The organism is Sphingomonas sp. GW821-FHT12D09, assembly GCF_058807215.1.
The window spans coordinates 205943-223717 of record NZ_JBXAQL010000002.1 but is presented as its reverse complement, the minus strand read 5'-3'; the positions used below and the strand labels follow the sequence as shown (position 1 = coordinate 223717).

At 66.4% G+C, this 17775-nt stretch carries 16 protein-coding genes, 1 tRNA gene and 2 riboswitches; of the genes, 7 read left to right on the top strand and 10 right to left on the bottom strand.

Annotated features, from left to right (window positions below):
- Positions 1 to 154 precede the first annotated feature (154 nt).
- Entirely contained in the window at positions 155 to 604 is a 450-nt protein-coding gene (locus tag AC1RPL_RS10900) for a c-type cytochrome (RefSeq protein WP_493069327.1), read from the top strand.
- 153 nt (positions 605 to 757) lie between these two features.
- Here the strand turns inward: AC1RPL_RS10900 and AC1RPL_RS10895 are convergent, their stop codons facing one another.
- Positions 758 to 1117, bottom strand: coding sequence for a SecDF P1 head subdomain-containing protein (locus AC1RPL_RS10895; protein WP_493069326.1), 360 nt, complete (start codon positions 1115 to 1117; stop codon positions 758 to 760).
- 226 nt (positions 1118 to 1343) lie between these two features.
- Here AC1RPL_RS10895 and AC1RPL_RS10890 point away from each other — a divergent pair, with 226 nt between their 5' ends.
- Complete coding sequence (locus AC1RPL_RS10890) at positions 1344 to 2222, top strand: OmpA family protein (protein WP_493069325.1); 879 nt, start codon at positions 1344 to 1346, stop codon at positions 2220 to 2222.
- A 150-nt stretch (positions 2223 to 2372) separates the two neighbouring features.
- Here AC1RPL_RS10890 and AC1RPL_RS10885 read toward each other — a convergent pair.
- Positions 2373 to 2458: transfer RNA gene (locus tag AC1RPL_RS10885), tRNA-Tyr, on the bottom strand.
- Positions 2459 to 2582: 124 nt separating this feature from the next.
- On the opposite strand from AC1RPL_RS10885, the gene AC1RPL_RS10880 reads away from it, so the two are divergent.
- Together AC1RPL_RS10880 and rlmB are read left to right on the top strand one after the other, a co-directional pair.
- Positions 2583 to 4208 (top strand): M20/M25/M40 family metallo-hydrolase, encoded by a 1626-nt coding sequence (locus AC1RPL_RS10880; RefSeq protein WP_493069324.1) that lies wholly within the window; start codon positions 2583 to 2585, stop codon positions 4206 to 4208.
- Entirely contained in the window at positions 4208 to 4957 is a 750-nt protein-coding gene (gene rlmB / locus AC1RPL_RS10875) for a 23S rRNA (guanosine(2251)-2'-O)-methyltransferase RlmB (protein ID WP_493069323.1), read from the top strand. The genes AC1RPL_RS10880 and rlmB overlap by 1 nt, the downstream gene beginning before the upstream one ends.
- An 80-nt stretch (positions 4958 to 5037) precedes the next feature.
- On the opposite strand, the gene AC1RPL_RS10870 is transcribed toward rlmB, so the two are convergent.
- Positions 5038 to 5355, bottom strand: coding sequence for a 2Fe-2S iron-sulfur cluster-binding protein (locus tag AC1RPL_RS10870; RefSeq protein WP_493069322.1), 318 nt, complete (start codon positions 5353 to 5355; stop codon positions 5038 to 5040).
- Positions 5356 to 5418: 63 nt separating this feature from the next.
- Here AC1RPL_RS10870 and AC1RPL_RS10865 point away from each other — a divergent pair, with 63 nt between their 5' ends.
- Entirely contained in the window at positions 5419 to 6042 is a 624-nt protein-coding gene (locus tag AC1RPL_RS10865) for a DNA-3-methyladenine glycosylase family protein (protein WP_493069321.1), read from the top strand.
- A gap of 117 nt (positions 6043 to 6159) precedes the next feature.
- Here the strand turns inward: AC1RPL_RS10865 and AC1RPL_RS10860 are convergent, their stop codons facing one another.
- Both AC1RPL_RS10860 and AC1RPL_RS10855 read right to left on the bottom strand, forming a co-directional pair.
- The gene (locus tag AC1RPL_RS10860; RefSeq protein ID WP_493069320.1) at positions 6160 to 7047 is read right to left on the bottom strand and encodes an ROK family protein; all 888 of its coding nucleotides are present in this window, start codon (positions 7045 to 7047) and stop codon (positions 6160 to 6162) included.
- Positions 7048 to 7178: 131 nt separating this feature from the next.
- Positions 7179 to 10331 carry a TonB-dependent receptor gene (locus AC1RPL_RS10855; protein WP_493069319.1) on the bottom strand — a complete coding sequence of 1051 codons (3153 nt, stop codon included), beginning with the start codon at positions 10329 to 10331 and terminating at the stop codon, positions 7179 to 7181.
- 284 nt (positions 10332 to 10615) lie between these two features.
- Here AC1RPL_RS10855 and AC1RPL_RS10850 point away from each other — a divergent pair, with 284 nt between their 5' ends.
- Entirely contained in the window at positions 10616 to 10972 is a 357-nt protein-coding gene (locus tag AC1RPL_RS10850; RefSeq protein WP_493069318.1) for a hypothetical protein, read from the top strand.
- A gap of 143 nt (positions 10973 to 11115) precedes the next feature.
- Positions 11116 to 12030: an oxygenase MpaB family protein gene (locus AC1RPL_RS10845; RefSeq protein WP_493069317.1), complete on the top strand. Its 915-nt coding sequence runs from the start codon at positions 11116 to 11118 to the stop codon at positions 12028 to 12030.
- Between the two features lie 74 nt (positions 12031 to 12104).
- On the opposite strand, the gene gcvPB is transcribed toward AC1RPL_RS10845, so the two are convergent.
- The 5 genes from gcvPB to AC1RPL_RS10820 all read right to left on the bottom strand — a co-directional run bounded on the left by gcvPB (position 12105) and on the right by AC1RPL_RS10820 (position 17719).
- Positions 12105 to 13676, bottom strand: coding sequence for an aminomethyl-transferring glycine dehydrogenase subunit GcvPB (gene gcvPB, locus AC1RPL_RS10840; RefSeq protein ID WP_493069316.1), 1572 nt, complete (start codon positions 13674 to 13676; stop codon positions 12105 to 12107).
- Positions 13673 to 15031, bottom strand: coding sequence for an aminomethyl-transferring glycine dehydrogenase subunit GcvPA (gene gcvPA, locus AC1RPL_RS10835; protein ID WP_493069315.1), 1359 nt, complete (start codon positions 15029 to 15031; stop codon positions 13673 to 13675). Before gcvPA ends, gcvPB begins: the two co-directional genes overlap by 4 nt.
- A gap of 161 nt (positions 15032 to 15192) precedes the next feature.
- Positions 15193 to 15564 (bottom strand): glycine cleavage system protein GcvH, encoded by a 372-nt coding sequence (gene gcvH / locus AC1RPL_RS10830; protein WP_493069314.1) that lies wholly within the window; start codon positions 15562 to 15564, stop codon positions 15193 to 15195.
- Positions 15564 to 16727 (bottom strand): glycine cleavage system aminomethyltransferase GcvT, encoded by a 1164-nt coding sequence (gene gcvT, locus AC1RPL_RS10825; RefSeq protein WP_493069313.1) that lies wholly within the window; start codon positions 16725 to 16727, stop codon positions 15564 to 15566. Before gcvT ends, gcvH begins: the two co-directional genes overlap by 1 nt.
- Before the next feature lie 68 nt (positions 16728 to 16795).
- Positions 16796 to 16891: riboswitch (glycine riboswitch) on the bottom strand.
- Position 16892: 1 nt separating this feature from the next.
- Positions 16893 to 16981, bottom strand: a riboswitch (glycine riboswitch).
- 90 nt (positions 16982 to 17071) lie between these two features.
- The gene (locus tag AC1RPL_RS10820) at positions 17072 to 17719 is read right to left on the bottom strand and encodes a hypothetical protein (RefSeq protein ID WP_493069312.1); all 648 of its coding nucleotides are present in this window, start codon (positions 17717 to 17719) and stop codon (positions 17072 to 17074) included.
- Positions 17720 to 17775: the final 56 nt, after the last annotated feature.

Here is a 17775-nt window from a genome sequence, read left to right as displayed (position 1 = left end):
CGGTAGTCCATGATCCCTTCGAAGGTGGAAATCCAGGATAACAGAGCGACACCCGATGATGATTCCGGGTCCCCGCCTTTGCGGGGACGTGGGCGGAGGGCGTGGACGATTCGCCCCATGGAGCTTGGGTACAACGGCGCCTAGGCCTAGGCGCATGCCGAATGGCTTTCCCGCCCGTGCCCTGATCGCCGCAGTGCTGCTCGCCGGCTGCACCGACGATGCGCGCGAGGAGCGGTTGCGCAAGGCCGGCCCCAATCCTTCGCTGGCGGCGCTGATGAAGGTCGCCGATACCCAGGCCGGCGAGCGGAAGTTCGGCCGGTGCGCGGCCTGCCACCGCGCCAGCCCCGGCGCGCCCGATCTGGGCGGGCCGAACCTCTATGGCGCCTACGGCCAGCCGATGGGGCAGAACAGCCCGCGGTTCAGCTACACGGCGGCGCTGCGGAACGCGGGCGGCAGATGGGATGCGGCGACGCTCGATGCCTGGATCGCCGATCCGAGGGCGGTGGTGCCGGACACGAACATGCAGTTCGCCGGCGTGCCCGATCCGCTCGATCGCGCGGATATCATTGCGTATCTGCAGGGGCGCCGCGAGCAGGGGCGGTAGGTGCAGAAAACCACTACTGCGTGTTTCCGCCATTCAGGCGGCGATGCTTGCATGGCAGCTAAGCGCTCCAATATCGGCCGGTCGACAGCGTCGATGCCGATCCCGAGACCTGCCATTCGATCAGTCGGCAGCTGGACCTCGGTTATTGGGTGGTTAGCAGTCGCTCGTCACCGCTTTTACGATCTGCTCCAACACTACCTTGTCGGGACCAGAGATCACAAACACGCCCCCCATAACAGGCTCCAAGATCAATGGCTCGGCAACCGCGGCGCCGTTCAGCGTAACAGACAGGCGTTTGCCCTTCGCCTGCGTGGTCAGGCGGGCGAAGGTCGCTTTCCCATTGTCATTCAGTTGGATCAGAGCAACGGGCTGCCCCGTATACCTGTCCGAACTGATAGTAGCGTCGATGGCCGTAGAACGGCAAAGCCTCATAGTGCCTACACTGACGACATCCCTAGAGCCGGTCGCCGCGCTCGGCAGAGCGCCTAAAATGAGAACGGGGACAAGCAGCATTTATGCAGTTGTAGCGCCGATCTCCACCGTCCGCTATTGGGCGAAAGCAGCCGTTCGCTTCAGGGGAGCACGCGGTAGACATGACCTCTCCTTTCGGCTCGTCGCGCTCAATGCCCGAGCCACCCCCTCAACCAACCACCTCTCCGGGCTCGTTCATCTGGCGGACAGCTTTATCCGAACACGCATGGTTTTGCCGGCGGGGGCAGTTTGAAGGAGGTTGCTCTCAATGCGTGTCATTTCCAAAAAACCGGGAGTTCGCTTCCTGGTCGCGATGCTGGCCGTTTCGGTGTCGGGCAGCGCCTATGCGCAGCAGCAGAACGCGCCTGATTCCAATATCGTCGTGAACGGCCCCGCGCCGTCCGAGCTGGTCCCGGGACCCGAAATCAAGGGCGTCATCGTCGCGCGCAATGGCGACCGGGTGAAGATCGCGACCGCCGAGGGCGCGAGCACGATCATCGCGATCACCGATACGACGCGGATCAAGTCCGGCAGCGGCATCTTTGGCGGCGGCAACAAGCTTGCCGCGAAGTCGCTGCTCAACGGGCTGCCGGTTACCGTCAAGACGCTGCAGCCGCGCGGCGCCGAAGCGGGCGGCGAGCTCTATGCCAGCCAGATCAGCCTCAAGAAGAACGATCTGCGGACCGCGACGATGATCGCGAGCGGAACCGCGCAGGGCTTCGAGGAACAATCCGCGGCGACCGAGGCGCTGCGCGGCCGGATGGGCGACATCGACAAGTACAACGTCAAGGCGACGACGAACGTGCACTTCGATGTCGGCCGGACGGACCTGTCCGCGCACGACAAGGCGGAGCTTTGTGCCGCGGCAAGCTCGGCCGACCAGACGGAGAATGCGCTGCTGCTGGTCGTCGGCTATACCGATTCGACCGGCGGCGACGACTTCAACCAGGAGCTCAGCGAGAAGCGCGCCAGCCGCGTCATCAACTATCTGCAGCAGGTCTGCGGCTGGAAGCCCTATCGCATGCTGACACCGACGGGCATGGCCAAGGCGGATCCGCTGGCGAGCAACGACACGCCCGAAGGCAAGGCGCAGAATCGCCGCGTCGCGGTGAACGTGCTGGTCAGCAAGAGCGTCGACGGGCTGTAAGCGCGCGGGGCGGGACTGGCTCGCCCCAAGCCGGCCTTCCATGAATGAGGTCGGGAGCGGTCAGTCCGCTTCCGGCCTCATGTCGTATGGGCGGCCCAGCCCCAGATACGACAAAGCCAGCTAACCCATTGGGAAAGCTGGCTTGGAAGGTGGTGGACAGGGCTGGATTCGAACCAGCGTACGCTTGCACGGGCAGATTTACAGTCTGCTGCCTTTAACCACTCGGCCACCTGTCCATGGCGCCGTTCGGCGAGAGCGCGGTCCATTGCCGAAGCGATGGACGCCTGTCAACGCCTTGCGCACAGGCTTTGTGACGAATAGCGTCCGCCGCTTCCAAACAGATACTCTCCGGGGGGCCCCATGCGCCGATTTTCCTTCGCCATCGCCACGCTGCTTGCTGCAACCGCGATCGCGCCGCTCGCCATCGCCAAGGGTCCGGACGGGCCGACCGCGCCGATCGACCAGATCGTCGACGAAGGCACCAACCACAGCGAAGTGATGCGCATCGCGCAATATCTGAGCGACGTGATCGGCGGGCGCCTGACCAATTCGCCCTCGATGCGCCAGGCCGAAGACTGGACCCAGGCCAAGTTCCGCGAATGGGGCCTGACGAATGTCCACAAGGAAGGCTTCGAGTTCGGCCGCGGCTGGTCCGCCAAAAATGCCAGCGTAAAGATGGTCGCGCCGCGTCCGCTCACCCTGGTCGCCGCCCCGCTCGCCTGGACGCCGGGCACCAACGGGCCGGTCACCGGCCAGGTCGTGCTCGCGCCGATGGCCGACGAAGCGGCGCTCGCCCAGTACAAGGGCAAGCTGCAGGGCAAGATCGTGCTGATCAGCGAGCCGGCCGAAATCACCGATGCCACCGACCCGGACTTCCGCCGCCTGGACGATGCCGCGCTCGACAAGGCGGATACCTTCCAGATGGCCAATGGCCCGGCCACCGCCAATCGCCGCCCGCCGGCCGCCGCGCGCTTCGCCTTCACCGCCAAGCGGGATGCCTTCCTGAAGGCCGAGGGTGCGGTCGCCTATGCCACGATGTCGGCGCGCAACGGCAAGCTGGTCCACGGCCAGAACAGCCAGTTCCAGGTCGGCGCCACGCCGCCGCTGCCCGGCTTCGAGATCGCGGCCGAGGACTATCGCCGCCTCGCCCGCCTGGCGAAGATGGGCGTGGCCCCCAGCCTCGAGCTGAACAGCGACGTCACGTTCGACGACAGCGACACCAAGGCCTACAACATCTTGGCCGACATCCCCGGCACCGATGCCAAGGCCGGCTATGTGATGGCTGGCGCGCATATGGACAGCTGGGCGATGGGCGACGGCGCCGCGGACAATGCCGCGGGCGTATCGATGGTGATGGAGGCCGCGCGCATCATCAAGGCATCGGGGATCAAGACCAAGCGCAGCATCCGCTTCGCCTTGTGGTCTGGCGAGGAACAGGGCCTGCTCGGCTCGATGGCCTATGTCGAAGGGCATGTCGCGACGCGCCCGGTGGATCCCGCGCTCACCGGCATCGGCCGCTACATGGGCTGGAGCAAGGCCTTCCCGATCAAGCCAGGCGCCGACCACGCCAAGCTGGCGGCGTACTTCAACCTCGACAACGGCTCGGGCAAGATCCGCGGCATCTATACCCAGGGCAACACGGCGGTGGTGCCGATCTTCCGCGACTGGCTGGCCCCGTTCAACTCGATGGGCGCGACCAAGGTGGCGACGGGCCGCACCGGCAGCACCGACCATGTGTTCTTCGATGCGGTGGGCATCCCCGCCTTCCAGTTCATCCAGGACCCGCTCGATTACGGCTCGACGGTGCACCACACCGATGTCGACACGTTCGACCATCTGAAGTCCGAGGACATGCGCCAAGGCGCGATCATCCTCGCCGCCTTCCTGGTCAATGCAGCCAACGCGCCGGAGCCGCTGCCGCGCCTGCCGCTGGCGACCGAGCCCAAGGCTTCGGACGACTTCTACCCAGCACCGGGAGCACATTGATGGCCAAGCGTGGACACCGGCCGAGCCAGGCATCGTCGAACCGGCCCCGTTTCTATGGCCGGCACGCGGTGCTGGCGGCGCTCGACAATCCCGAGCGCGTGGTGCGCAAGATCTGGGGCACGCGCGAGGCGCTGGGCGGGCTCGACATCCCGACGACGATTCCGATCACCTTCGCCGACGTCGCCGATCTCGGCCGGCTGGTGCCGAGCGACGCGCCGCACCAGGGGCTGGTCGCCGAAGTCGACCCGCTCGAGGACATCTGGCTGGGCGACCTGCTCGCGCAAGGGGCAGAGGATATCCGCCCGCTGCTCGTGCTCGACCAGGTGACCGATCCGCACAATGTCGGCGCGATCCTGCGCTCGGCGGCGGCGTTCGACGCGCTCGGCATCGTGACGCAGGACCGGCATTCGCCTTCGGAAACGGGCACGCTCGCCCGTGCGGCGGCGGGGACGCTGGAAGTAGTGCCCTGGGTGCGGGTGGTGAACCTGGCGCGGGCGTTGGACGAGATCGCAGAGGCGGGCTTCTGGCGCGTCGGCCTGACCGGCCATGCCACGGGCAACCTCGCCGATGTGATGGGCGGCCAGCGCAAGATCGCGCTGGTGCTCGGCGCCGAGGGCGAAGGCATGCGCCAGAATACCGAGGCGCATTGCGACGAACTGGCCAAGCTGCCGATCTCGAACAAGGTCGAGAGCCTCAACGTGTCGAACGCCGCGGCGATTTCCCTGTATGCGGTGAGCGTGCGGGGGTAGCTTCGCGAAGCGCCCCATATCCCGTCATCCCCGCCTTCGCGGGGATGACGAAGATAAGAAGCGGGAAAGTACCCGCTCGCTCAATCTTCCTCCGCGATCTTTACGCGCAGGCCGTCCAGTTCGTCGGTGAACGGGATCTGGCACGACAAGCGCGAGGTCGCGTCGCGGTCGCCGGCGCTGTCGAGGAGATCGTCTTCGTCCATGCTCATCTTGGGGAGTTTGGCCGCAAATTCCGGGTCGACATGGACGTGGCAGGTCGCGCACGAGCAGCAACCGCCGCATAGCGCGAGCAGCTCGTCGAAGCCGCTCTCGCGGATCACTTCCATCACGCTCAGGCCCGCATCGCCCATGACCTCGCGCTCTTCTCCATCCCGGGTCACGACGATAAGCTTGGGCATGACATTCTCCTGGTTCGCCTTCGTCCATGCCGCCGAAACCTGCGCTTCGCAAGGCGGCGCGCCATGGGCCTGACCGCGGATCAGCTCCGTACGGCGCTGGATACGTTGGCGACCCACGAGCCCTTGATCGCCGCGGCGATCGGTCGGGTCGGCTATCCCCCGCCCCGCATCCGCGAGCGCGGCTATGCGACGCTGCTGCGCACGATCATCGGCCAGCAGGTGAGCGTCGCCGCGGCGCAATCGATCTGGAACAAGATGGCGGCGCAGCTGGGCGACCTCGCCGACCCCGGCACCATCGCCCGCGTCAGCGACGAGCAGCTGCGCGCGGCAGGGCTGTCACGGCAAAAGGCCGCCTATGCGCGCAGCCTGGCCGAGGAGGTTACGAGCGGCCGGCTCGACCTGGCGAACCTGCCCGAGGATGACGAGGAAGCGATCGCAGCGCTCGTCCGGATCAAGGGAATCGGGCGCTGGTCGGCCGAAGTCTATCTGCTCTTCGCCGAGGGGCGGCCCGACATCTGGCCCGCGGGGGACCTGGCGGTGCAGATCGAAGTCGGGCGCATCCTTGGACATGCCGAGCGGCCGAGCGAAAAGCTGACGCGCGAAGTCGCGGAGGCCTGGCGCCCGCACCGCGGCGCTGCGGCGGTGCTGGCCTGGCACCATTATAATTCGGAGATGGACGTAATTTAAGGGGCGCCGTTCCCCTCCCACATTACTCGTCATCCCCGCGAAGGCGGGGATCCAGGGTAATAGAGCGACGTCCTTCGTGATTCTGAATCCCCGCCTTCGCGGGGATGACGGAGGTGTTCAAGCGCGTGAGTCGAGCCCCACCGCGATCGCACCCAAGGGCCCAGCCATCGTGCCCAAACCCGGCATGCCGACACGCGCATCAATATCCTCCGCCCATTCGGCGAGCGCGCCATAGCCGCCCAGGCTCGCCACCAGCCGCACGCGCAGCTTTGGGAACAGATACGCGCGCGCCGCCACCACACCGCCGCCGATCGCGATCCGCTCGGGTGCGGCGGTGACGACGAGATTGTGGAGCATCCCCGCGAGATCGTGGACGAACAGGTCCCATACAGGCCCATCGTCCGGTAGCTGGTCGCCCGGCACACCGAAGCGCTCGGCGAGTGCGGGACCGGCGATCAGCCCCTCGAGGCAGTCGCCATGGAAGCGGCACCAGCCGGCATAGTTGTCGCCCGGCGCGCGGGGCACGCGCATATGGCCGGCTTCGCCATGCGCCCAGCCCATCACCGGCCGCCCGCCCGTAACCAACCCGACACCGACGCCGGTGCCGATCGTGATATAGGCATGCGCGGCCATGCCCTGCGCGGCGCCCCAGCGACCTTCGGCCAGCGCGGCGCCGTTCACGTCAGTCTGGAAGCCGATCGGTTTGGCATAGCGCGTCCCCAGCCGGCGGATCAGATCGGTTCCGCTCCAACCCGGCTTGGTCGTCGCGGTGATCGCGCCATAATCGGCGCGTGCCGGATCGAGTCCGACCGGGCCGAAGCTCGCCACGCCGATCGCATCGAAGCTCCAGCGATCAAGCACGGCTTCGATGCCCGCCAGCGTCGTCGCCGGATCGGTGGTGGGAATGGTCACCCGGTCGCGCACATCCCCCGGCCCGGTGGCGAGCAGCGCCACGCATTTGGTGCCGCCCAGCTCGATGCCGGCGATCAGCTTTTCCTCTGCCATGCAACAGCGCTAGCCCGGTTCGCGCGCACAAAAAAGAGGCCGCCCGAAGACGGCCCCGATGGGGTTGAAGAGAGGTGCGGCAGCGGCGGCCGGTTTGCGCCCCGGCCGCCACTCCCCCTTTGCCTTGGGACCTAGAAGCGACCCCGCAGCCCGATCATGACCTGACGGCCCGGATCGTAGAGCGTGAAGGCAGCGTTCTCGAACTGGAAGTAGCTGCGTTGCTGCGCCTTGGTGAGGTTGATCACGTCGAGCGTCAGTTGCGGCGCCCATTTCATGTCGAGCAGCTCGGCGAAATCGACCGATGCCGACAGATCGAACTGCTGGTAATCGTCCGAATAGAGCCGGGCGAGCGCGATGCCGTTCTGGTTGGCATCCGACGAGACCGAGCCACGCTGGAAGGTGGTCGACAGGCGGACGTTGATCCCGCCCTTCTCGTAATAGCCGGTGATGTTGTAGGTCACCGGCGAGACGCCCACCGCCACGGCCGGGGCGGCGCCCGATCCGGTCTGGTCGATCAGCGTCAGGTTCGCGTTGAACCCGAAGCCCTCGAGGCCCAGCCGGCCGAGCAGGAAGTCGAGCGGCTGCACCCAGTTCACTTCGAGGCCGTTGACCTTGAGTGTACCGGTGGCGTTGACCTGCTGCGAGAGCACCACGGTGGCACTGTTCGCGCCGCCGCGCGAGTTGATCGCGGCCTGCTGCGTCGGCGTCAGCGTATCGAAGGTCACGCCATACGCGCCGAGTGCCGAGAAGGGCACCGTGGTCGTGCCGGTAGTGGTGAAGCCCGTCACTGCCTTGCGGAAGGCGGTGAAGCCGACATAGCCTTCCTTGCCCGTGTAATATTCGAAGCCCAGGTCGATATTGGTCGACAGATAGGGCGTCAGCGACGGGTTGCCGACCGAGCCGACATCGGCCGAAGGGCTCGAGAAGTTGAGACCCGGCAGCATCGTGTTCGGGTTGGGCCGAGTCATCGTCCGCGATACCGCGGCGCGGACCACGGCGGCATCGCCGATATGGAAGGCACCGCTGACCGAGGGCAGCCAGTTGTCGTACTTGGCGTTCGTGTAGACGAAATTCACCAGGTTCGGATAGCAGCTGCCGTCACGGACATTGCCGGTGCCCGGGCAGGCCGCGGGCAGCGGCCCGGCACCGTCCGGATCCTGCGAGTTGCGGGGATCCGAGAGCGAGACGCGCCCGCCGATCGTCTGATCGGTGCGCACATAGCGGACGCCGGCATTGTAGTTGAGGTGGTTGCTGTCGCCGATCTGCAGATCGCCATTCACTTCGCCGTACGCGCCGAGCACCTTCTCGCGGACATAGCCGCCGCTGGCGCCGGTGTTGGCCGAGCCCGCTTCGGGCGCGGCATCGTGGAAGGCGTCATAATTGGACGCTGCCTTGAACGCATCCCAGTTCACCGTGACGAAACCGGCCGAGGTCGGGCTCAGCAGGCCGGGCAGTTGCGCGTTCGAGATCAGCGAGCCGGCATAGGTTACCGGCCCGGTCGATCCGGCCGAATAGCCGGTGCCATAGGCCGGATAGGTCGGATAGCCTGCCGGCGCCGCACCGGCCTGGACCAGGCCGTTGCACGGCGGCTGGGTGTTGGGCGACGGCACGAACACGCTCGGCCGATCGCCGCACACCGCGTTCTGCCAGGCCTGGCTGTTGTCATAGGCGTTGATCGTGCGCGACGTGTCGTCATAGGCGGCGCCGATCTTCAGGTTGAAGGTCGGATCGCCCCAGGTCAGGTTGCCGCGCACGCCCTTGGTCTCGGTCTTGCGCTTCTCGTCCTGGATGTTCACGCGCCCGCCCGGCCAGGCGAAGTTCGCCGGGTTGTTCAGGTCGATGTTCGTGGTGATCGACGGGATGTCGCCGCTGGTGTTGTCGTAATTCACCACCACACCCGAATTAGGCGCGGTCAGCACCACGACGCTGGGCGATTCGCGGTGGAAGCTCGACCAGGTGTAATTGCCGGCGATATCGACCTTCAGCTTGTCGGCGACTTCCCATTCCAGGCCCGGATTGATGCCCCAGAACTTGGTCTTCTCGATGAACGGGCGATATTCGAGGAACCACTGCGCATTGGCGTAGGTGCCCTTGGTCACCGTGCAGCCCGCGGTGCAGTCCGACTTGTCATAAGTCGTGTTGAGCGGGATGGCCGCGCCGTTGCGGCCCACCCAGTTCATGTCGACGCGCTCGAGCTGGTTGTCCTTCCAGCCGAACATGCCATCGACATAGGCGTGGAAGCTCTCGCCCTTGTATTCGAGGCTGGCAATCGCGTTGATCCGGTCCTTGGTGCCCTCCTCGAACATCCGGCGGCCGAGACGCGGGATGATGCCGTTGTCGATCTGCGAGATCGTGGCGCCCGGGTTGCGCGCGAGCAGGAAGGCCTGGTCGATCGGCGTGCCGGTGATCAGGCCGGCACCCGAATTGGCGGGCACCGTGGCCGGGATCGTCCAGTTGCCGCCGCCGGTGGGATTGCAGCCGGTTGCCGCTCCGCACTGGGCCGCGGAGAGGTTCGGGTTGGTCCAGCCGATCGTCTCGAAACCGGTGGTGCGCACCTTGTTGTGCACGCCAGCGACGCCGAGCAGGATGCCGAAATCGCCCATCGTGGTGCTGCCGAGCAGCGAGCCGCGATAGCCCCAGTCCTTGCTGTTGGTGTTCTTGGTCAGCTGCGCGCCATAGGTGACGTGCGTGCCGCTCTTATCGAACGGCCGGGCGCTGCGCATGTTGACCGTGCCGGCGGCGCCGCCCTCGACCTGGTCGGCGATCCCGCTCTTGTTCACTGTCAGCGAGGTGAACAGCTCGGTCGGGAACATGTCGAGATCGACTTCGCGGTTGGTGTTCTGCGAGTCGGTGCGGCCCGTCGACGCCACCGCCACCGGCGCGCCGTTCAGCAGCACGCGGGTGAAGTTGGTGCCGAGGCCGCGGATCGTGACGTTCAGGCCTTCACCGGTCACTTCGCGCGCGATGGTCACGCCCGGGATACGGTTGAAGCTCTCGGCGATGTTGGTGTCGGGGAACTTGCCGATATCCTCGGCGAAGATCGAATCGGTGAAGCCGACCGAGTTCTTCTTGGCGTTGGTCGAGCTTTGCAGCGAAGCGCGATAGCCGGTGACGACGATCTGCTGCTCATCCTCGGGGACGCCCCGGTCCTGCGCGGCGGGCGTTGTGGCCGCAGGCGTCGTGCTGGTTTGGGCGAGCGCAGGCCAGGCAGTGCCGGCGAGCAGCACGCCCGCGGCCATTGCCAGACGACGTGCAGTGAAACGGGACGCAACTCGAGCGTGCATAAATCCCCTCCTGTGAAAGCCTCTTTCCGGGCCATTGAGCTCCATCGCATCGCGCGATGTTAGCGGTCACATTTGGCTATGCCTCGTCGCGAGCGCTGTCAACTCATACATTTGAGCCTTGGTAGATCACAAGGAAGACAAGGGCTTACCGCGCCACAGCAATGATATTGCCGCGCCGCACCAACTTGTATGAGTTAGATGACACCGTTGCCAGGGTTCGACTCAGGATTGGGCCAAAGGCTGGCTTGGCAGGCCAGTCGAGGAATTGGGCTGGGAGCGATCAAGTGACAGCGCTGCGAAAGCCAACTTCAAATGACGCGCAGGCTGTGACGCGCATCATTGCCAAGATCAACGCGATGTCCGACGCTGACCTTGATCAATTCGGCGCCTGGGATGGGCTACGCGACCTATCCGGTCGAACGGAGTTGGAAGCGATCGATACCGGTCCGAGCAATATCGTCGTCAGTGAAGGCGGCAACTTCGAAGCCACTGCGGACATCTATGTCACACTCAACTATGGTCCTTCCAACGACGGCGTTTCAATGAGCGACGGGTACCTTGCCACACTCCGTGGCCGGATTGATGGCGAGGATGTTCATATCGACGACATCAATGTCGATGTGTCGTCCTTCTACGAATAAGTACCGCGGCTTGCATTGGCTTGTGCGCTCCACCTTGTTGTCGCCTCCGCTGCACGGGTGAGTTTCCGCGAGCGCCACCTCACCTACAGGGCGAACGCCCGCCGCTGATCTGAACCGGCGCGCCTGATGCACGTTGACTCAGCATGATGGACGCCCTCAGCCTTCCCGACCCCGTGCTCCGCCGTATCGGCGCGGCGGCGAGCGAGATGATGGGCTCGGCGCCCGGAATGAATTTCGACTTCGCCGCGCCTCCCGGCGAGCCGGCGCTGGTGCCGGCGGACTCGGTTTCGTGGCGGGTGTTCAAGAACCCGGTGACCTTGTTCATCGGCGGTGTCGCGGCAGTGATCCTCGAACTGGCCGAGCCGGGCGTGCGCGACGGGGTGTGGCAGCACTCGAACTTCCGCACCGATGCGCTGACCCGGCTTCGCCGTACCGGACTTGCCGCGATGATGACCGTCTATGGGCCGAGGAGCCGGGCCGAGGCGATGATCGCCGGCGTGGTGCGCGCGCATGGCCGGGTGACCGGCACGACCAGCGAAGGCGTGCCCTATCACGCCAATGATCCGGTGCTGCTCGACTGGGTGCAGGCCACAGCGTCCTATGGCTTCGTCCACGCCTATCATGCCTATGCCGAGACGCTGAGCTATCGCGAACGGGACGCGGCGCTCGCCGAGGGTGCCTTGGCCGCGCGGCTCTACGGTGCGACGGGCGCGCCGAGCAGCGAGGCGAAGATGGCGGCGATGTTCGCGGTCATGGACGCGCGGCTGGTGCCCTCGCCGATCATCGCCGAGTTCCTGGGGATCATGCGCGAGGTACCGGCGCTGCCGCGCATCGCCCGCCCCTTCCAGCGTATGCTGTTGCGCGCGGCGGTGGAGCTGTTGCCCGATCCGCTGATCGCGCGGCTGGGATTGGAGGAATGGCGGCTGCGCGGGTACGAACGGCGTCTGGTGCGTATGGTCGCACGCGCGGCGAACCGGTTTCCGCTGCTGGACTCGCCGCCCGGCAAGGCGAGCGAGCGGCTGGGTATGTCCGCAGATTGGCTGTGGCGGAAGCATTGATGGCCGGCCGCCGATCCCATCACTCGTCACCCTGAAACAAGTTCAGGGTGACGAGTGATGGATAGTTCGGAGCCTTATTCCGCCGCTTCGGCGACCACCGGTTCCTTCCACGCCAGCACCGGCTTGCGCGCGGCCAGCGTCTCGTCGAGGCGGCGGCGCGGGGCGAAGTGCGGGGCCGTCTTGATCGTCGGGTCCCCATTCTTTGCGCGGGCCGCCACGCTGCGGAACGCGCCGATGAACTGATCGAGCGTCGCCTTGCTCTCCGTCTCGGTCGGCTCCACCAGCATCGCGCCGTGGACGACGAGCGGGAAATAGACCGTCATCGGGTGATAGCCTTCGTCGATCAGCCCCTTGGCGATGTCGATCGTCGACAGGCCTTCGGGCAGGCCCTTATCGCTGAAGATCGCCTCGTGCATGCACGGGCCATATTTGGCGAAGGGAGCGTCGAGCACGTCGGTCATCGAGCGCAGGATATAGTTGGCGTTGAGGACCGAATCCTCGGCGACCTGGCGCAGGCCGTCGGCGCCGTGGCTGAGGATATAGGTCAGGGCGCGGGTGAACATGCCCATCTGGCCCTGGAACGCCGTCATGCGGCCGAAGCTGCCGGCATGATGCTCGCCCGCGCTCTCTTCCTCGACCAGACGGAACTGGTCGCCGTCACGCTCGACGAAGGGCAGCGGCGCATAAGGCGCCAGCGCTTCGGACAGCACGACCGGGCCCGAGCCCGGGCCGCCGCCGCCATGCGGAGTCGAGAAGGTCTTGTGCAGGTTGATGTGCATCGCATCGATGCCGAGATCGCCCGGGCGGACGCGGCCGACGATCGCGTTGAAATTGGCGCCGTCGCAATAGACATAGCCGCCCGCCGCATGCACCGCGTCCGAGATTTCCTTCATCTCGCGCTCGAACAGGCCGCAGGTGTTCGGATTGGTGATCATCACCCCGGCGATGTCCGGCCCCAGTCGCGCCTTCAGCGCTTCCAGGTCGACGCGGCCGTCCTCGGTCGCGGGAATGTCCTCGACGGTGAAGCCCGCAAAGGCCGCCGTCGCCGGGTTCGTGCCATGCGCGCTGATCGGCACCAGCAGGATCTTGCGTGCCTGCTCGCCGCGCGCATCGAGCGCCGCGCGGATCGCGAGGACGCCACACAGCTCGCCATGCGCGCCGGCCTTGGGGCTCATCGCCACGGCCTGCATGCCGGTGAGCGTGATCAGCCAGTGCGCGAGCTGGTCGATGACCTCCAGCGCGCCCTGCACCGTGTCGACGGGCGCGAGCGGGTGGATGTCGGCGAAGCCCGGCAGGCGCGCCATGCGCTCGTTGAGGCGCGGATTGTGCTTCATCGTGCACGAGCCGAGCGGGAACAGGCCCAGGTCGATCGCATAGTTCTGGCGGCTGAGGCGGGTGTAGTGGCGCACCGTCTCGGGCTCGGACAGGCCCGGCAGGCCGATCTTGCCGGAGCGCTCGAGCCCGGCGAGGCGCGACTTGCCTTCAGGCACCTCGCCGAAATCAACGCCGGTGGTTTCGGACGAACCGATCTCGAAGATCAGCGCCTCTTCGAGCATCAGCGCGCGGTTGCCGGTGAAGGTCGAAGTGTTGGCTTCCCCCGCCTCCGGGGTGGTGGGGCGCCAGCCGGACTGGTTGATCGTGCTCATGCCAGCACCTCCTGGAGCGCGGAGGCAAAGGTTTCGACATCCTCCGCCGTGTTGGTTTCGGTGACGGCGACGATCAGGCCGGTGCCAAGATCGGGGGCCGAAGGATACAGTCGACCAAGCGAGACACCTGCGAGGATGCCCTGTTCGGCCAGGGTACGAACCACCGGCCGCGCTTCCTTTGCCAACTTCAGGGTAAACTCGTTGAAGAAGGTCGGGGTGACCAGCTCGACGCCCGGCACCTGGGCCAGCCGGTCGGCGGCGGCCGAGGCGCCGGCATGGTTGATCGCGGCCAGCTGGCGCAGGCCCTTCTCGCCGAGCAGGGTCATGTGCACCGACATGGCGAGCGCGCACAGCACCGAGCTGGTGCAGATGTTCGACGTCGCCTTCTCGCGGCGGATATGCTGCTCGCGGGTGGAGAGCGTCAGCACATAGCCGCGCTTGCCCTCGGCATCGACGGTCTCACCGCAGAGGCGACCGGGCATCTGGCGGACCAGTTTCTCCGAGCAGGCGAACAGGCCGACATACGGCCCGCCGAACTGCAGGCCGACGCCGAGCGACTGGCCCTCGCCGACGACGATGTCCGCGCCCATCTCGCCGGGCGACTTGATCGCACCAAGGGCGACGGGCTCCGTCACCACGGCGACGAGCAACGCTTTCCTGGCGTGCGCGGCTTCGGCGAGCTTGGACAGGTCGGCGATGCGGCCGAGGATATCGGGGTACTGGACCACGACGCACGAGGTGTCGTCGTCGATCTGCGCGATCAGGTCGTCGGTGTCCGGGGTCGGCGACAGCGTCGGCACCGAGGTGACGAGTTGGTCGCCGGTGAACTTGGCCATCGTCTGCGCGACCGAGACATAATGCGGGTGGAGGCCGCCCGAGAGAAGAGCCTTGCCGCGCTTGGTGACGCGGCGCGCCATCACGATGGCTTCCCAGCACGCGGTCGAGCCGTCGTACATCGAGGCATTGGCGACGTCGCAGCCGAGCAGGCGCGCGACCTGGCTCTGGAATTCGAACATCATCTGCAGCGTGCCCTGCGCGATTTCCGGCTGATAGGGCGTGTAGGCGGTGAGGAACTCGCCGCGCTGGATGAGGTGATCGACGCTGGCCGGCACATGGTGGCGATAGGCGCCCGCGCCGAGGAAGAAGGGCGCGGCCCCCGCGGCGAGGTTCTTCGCCGCGAGCCTGGTCATGTGGCGCTCGACCGCAAGCTCGCTGGCATGGAGCGGCAGGCCCGGGATCGGGCCGTCGAGCACGGCGGCGGCGGGGACGTCGACGAAAAGGTCGTCGATCGACTTGGCGCCGATGACGCCGAGCATCGCCTCTCGGTCAGGCTGGGTAAGGGGCAGGTAGCGCATCAAACTCTTCTCCACCCCTCCCTTCGAGGGAGGGGCAAGGGGTGGGTTAGCGGCGACGGGGGCTCGATGCCCCCGACGGCGCTGCATGGGAGTGCCGGCCGAGCTCGCTTCGCTCGACGCCCACCCCCGATCCCTCCCTTGCAGGGAGGGGGGTCAGAAGGTCACAGCTTCGAGACGTAATCCTGGTACGCGCTCTCGTTCATCAGGCTGTCGAGCTCGGCCGGATCGGCGAGGGTCAGCTTGAAGAACCAGCCTTCGCCCTCGGGGTCTTCGTTGACCAGAGCGGGGCTGTCGGCGAGCGCGGCATTGCCTTCCACCACAGTACCGGAGACCGGGGCATACACGTCGGACGCGGCCTTGACCGACTCCACGACTGCGGCGTCGTCGCCCTTGGCCACTTCCTTGCCCTCATCCGGCGTCTCAACGAACACGATGTCGCCGAGCTGGCCTTGGGCATAATCGGTGATGCCAACCGTGGCGGTGTCGCCGTCGACTTCGACCCACTCGTGATCTTCGGTGAAATAGCGGCTCATCAGGCTCCCTTTCTGACGTAACGATGAGGGACGAAGGGCATCTTCACGACCTCCGCCGAATGGATCTTGCCGCGCTGGGCAAGGGTGATCTTGGTGCCGGGCTCGGCCGAGGCGGCGGGCACATAGGCCATGGCGATCGGCTGCTGCAGGGTCGGCGCGAAGCCGCCGCTGGTAACCTTGCCGACTTCATTGCCCTCGGCATCAAGGACAAGGCCGCCTTCGCGGACCGGTTGGCGCCCTTCGACGACCAGGCCGACGCGCTTGAGGATCGGGCCCTGCTCGCGCTCGAGCATGACGCGCGCATGACCGGGGAAGCCGCCTTCCTCGCGACGGCGCTTCTTGAGCGCGAAGCCGAGCGCGGCGGAAATAGGCGTGGTCTCGGTATCGAGGTCGTGGCCGTAGAGCGGCAGATCGGCTTCGAGGCGCAGCGAATCGCGCGCGCCCAGTCCGATCGGCTTGACCTCGGGCTGGGCGGTGATCGCGTCGGCCAGCGCCTCGGCGCCCTCGACGGGGACCGATATCTCGAAACCGTCCTCGCCGGTATAGCCCGAGCGGCTGATCCACAGGTCATGGCCCTGCCACTGGAATGCCGCGCCCTGCATGAAGACGAGGTCGCCGACGCCCGGGATCACCCGGCCGAGCGCCGTGACGGCTTCGGGGCCCTGCAGGGCGAGGAGGGCGTGCTCCTCCATGTGGTTCATGCCGATCTCATCGGGCAGGAATTCGCGGAAATGGGCGATGTCATCCCATTTGCAGGCGCCGTTGACGACCATGTAGACGCTGCCATCGTCGCGGCGCGTGAGCATCAGGTCATCGAGGATGCCGCCATTGTCGGCCATCAGCAGCGAATAGACCGGATGGCTTGGCTTGGCCGCCTGGATGTCCGCAGGCATCAGCGCTTCGAGCGCGGCTTCGACACCTTCGCCCGAGAAGCTGAGCTGGCCCATATGGCTGACATCGAACAGGCCGGCATGCTCGCGCACCCAGATATGCTCGGCCATGATGCCTTCATACTGGACGGGCATCTCATAGCCGGCGAAGGGGACCATGCGGCCACCCTTGGCGCGGTGCCATTGGTCGAGCGGGAGCTGGAGCAGGGCGGCTTCGCCCTCCCCGCCTTCGGGATCGCCGCTGAGGGGCTGGTCCTGGACTTGCTGGCTCATCGCGGCACTCCGGATTCGAGAGGGACTCGACGAAGCGGCGCGGAATCCTCGCGCACCATTCCATCGCCCCCTCTGTCACGGGAACCTGAGAGCTTTCCCCCGGACCAGGTCCGGGGTTACCCCTTCGGTGGAACGCGCGCGAAGCGCGTTCGCTTTCCAGAGTGTCGTGTACGCGCGGTCCCTGTTGCCTGAGAGATTCCGGGGCGGTTGCTCCTTCGGCGGCAGGTTGCCCTGCACTCTCCCGCGCGTGCCTATCGACGGGCAGCAGCCTTGGCCGCCGCCCCGATTCGAGTCAATTGCATTGCTTGCAAAACAGTCCGGATGTTGCCGCCCGGAAGGCGCAATCAGCGCGTGACGTTGTACTTCAGCTGGTCCTCGGTCAGCTGGAATCCGACCAGCGCCTCGAAGGTCGCCGAAAGCACTGCACCGCGCACTGCGGGATCGGCGAGCGGATCCATCGCCGCGGCCTCGTTGCCGGCCTTGCGCTTCTCGGTCAGGCGCTTGCGGACGTCGTCGGGCAGCGTCGCCGCGCTGCGATCGACATAGGACGTCGCGGTGCCGGTGGTCTGCGCGCGCAGCTGGCCGGCTTCGAAATGCACCGTGACGCGGTTGATGCGCTTGGCAACCACCGAGCTGCCGCCGCGGACGACCGTGACAAAATAGGGGAAGCTCACGTCGCGGGCGCCTTCGGCGCTCTGGCGGCGGGCGAGCACATCGAAATTGATCGTCGTGACGACCTGAGGCCCGTTGTCGTCGCAAGTCGAGGTGACGTTGGTCATCACGGCGTTGACGTCGATCGCCGTCGACTCGCGACTGCTCGCCGGGTTGAAGATCGTCATGTCGCCGGTGCCGGCCGGGATGCCGACATGCGGGCAGGCCGAACGGACCGCGGTAACGCCGGCGCCGCCGCCGGAGGCATCGATCTCGCCGGTCTTGGCGCACGCGCTGAGCGCGAGCGGGATCAGGGCGATAACGGCGAGCTTGCGGACCAAGTGGAAACCCTTTCAACGACACGGGACCAATGGGACCCAAAGCGGCAGGCAGCATA

Excerpts from the sequence above, each read along its gene's own strand:
- AC1RPL_RS10900 (WP_493069327.1), top strand. The coding sequence starts at position 155 with ATGCCGAATGGCTTTCCCGCCCGTGCCCTGATCGCCGCAGTGCTGCTC.
- AC1RPL_RS10895 (WP_493069326.1), bottom strand. The coding sequence starts at position 1,117 with ATGCTGCTTGTCCCCGTTCTCATTTTAGGCGCTCTGCCGAGCGCGGCG.
- AC1RPL_RS10890 (WP_493069325.1), top strand. The coding sequence starts at position 1,344 with ATGCGTGTCATTTCCAAAAAACCGGGAGTTCGCTTCCTGGTCGCGATG.
- AC1RPL_RS10880 (WP_493069324.1), top strand. The coding sequence starts at position 2,583 with ATGCGCCGATTTTCCTTCGCCATCGCCACGCTGCTTGCTGCAACCGCG.
- rlmB (WP_493069323.1), top strand. The coding sequence starts at position 4,208 with ATGGCCAAGCGTGGACACCGGCCGAGCCAGGCATCGTCGAACCGGCCC.
- AC1RPL_RS10870 (WP_493069322.1), bottom strand. The coding sequence starts at position 5,355 with ATGCCCAAGCTTATCGTCGTGACCCGGGATGGAGAAGAGCGCGAGGTC.
- AC1RPL_RS10865 (WP_493069321.1), top strand. The coding sequence starts at position 5,419 with ATGGGCCTGACCGCGGATCAGCTCCGTACGGCGCTGGATACGTTGGCG.
- AC1RPL_RS10860 (WP_493069320.1), bottom strand. The coding sequence starts at position 7,047 with ATGGCAGAGGAAAAGCTGATCGCCGGCATCGAGCTGGGCGGCACCAAA.
- AC1RPL_RS10855 (WP_493069319.1), bottom strand. The coding sequence starts at position 10,331 with ATGCACGCTCGAGTTGCGTCCCGTTTCACTGCACGTCGTCTGGCAATG.
- AC1RPL_RS10845 (WP_493069317.1), top strand. The coding sequence starts at position 11,116 with ATGATGGACGCCCTCAGCCTTCCCGACCCCGTGCTCCGCCGTATCGGC.
- gcvPB (WP_493069316.1), bottom strand. The coding sequence starts at position 13,676 with ATGAGCACGATCAACCAGTCCGGCTGGCGCCCCACCACCCCGGAGGCG.
- gcvPA (WP_493069315.1), bottom strand. The coding sequence starts at position 15,031 with ATGCGCTACCTGCCCCTTACCCAGCCTGACCGAGAGGCGATGCTCGGC.
- gcvH (WP_493069314.1), bottom strand. The coding sequence starts at position 15,564 with ATGAGCCGCTATTTCACCGAAGATCACGAGTGGGTCGAAGTCGACGGC.
- gcvT (WP_493069313.1), bottom strand. The coding sequence starts at position 16,727 with ATGAGCCAGCAAGTCCAGGACCAGCCCCTCAGCGGCGATCCCGAAGGC.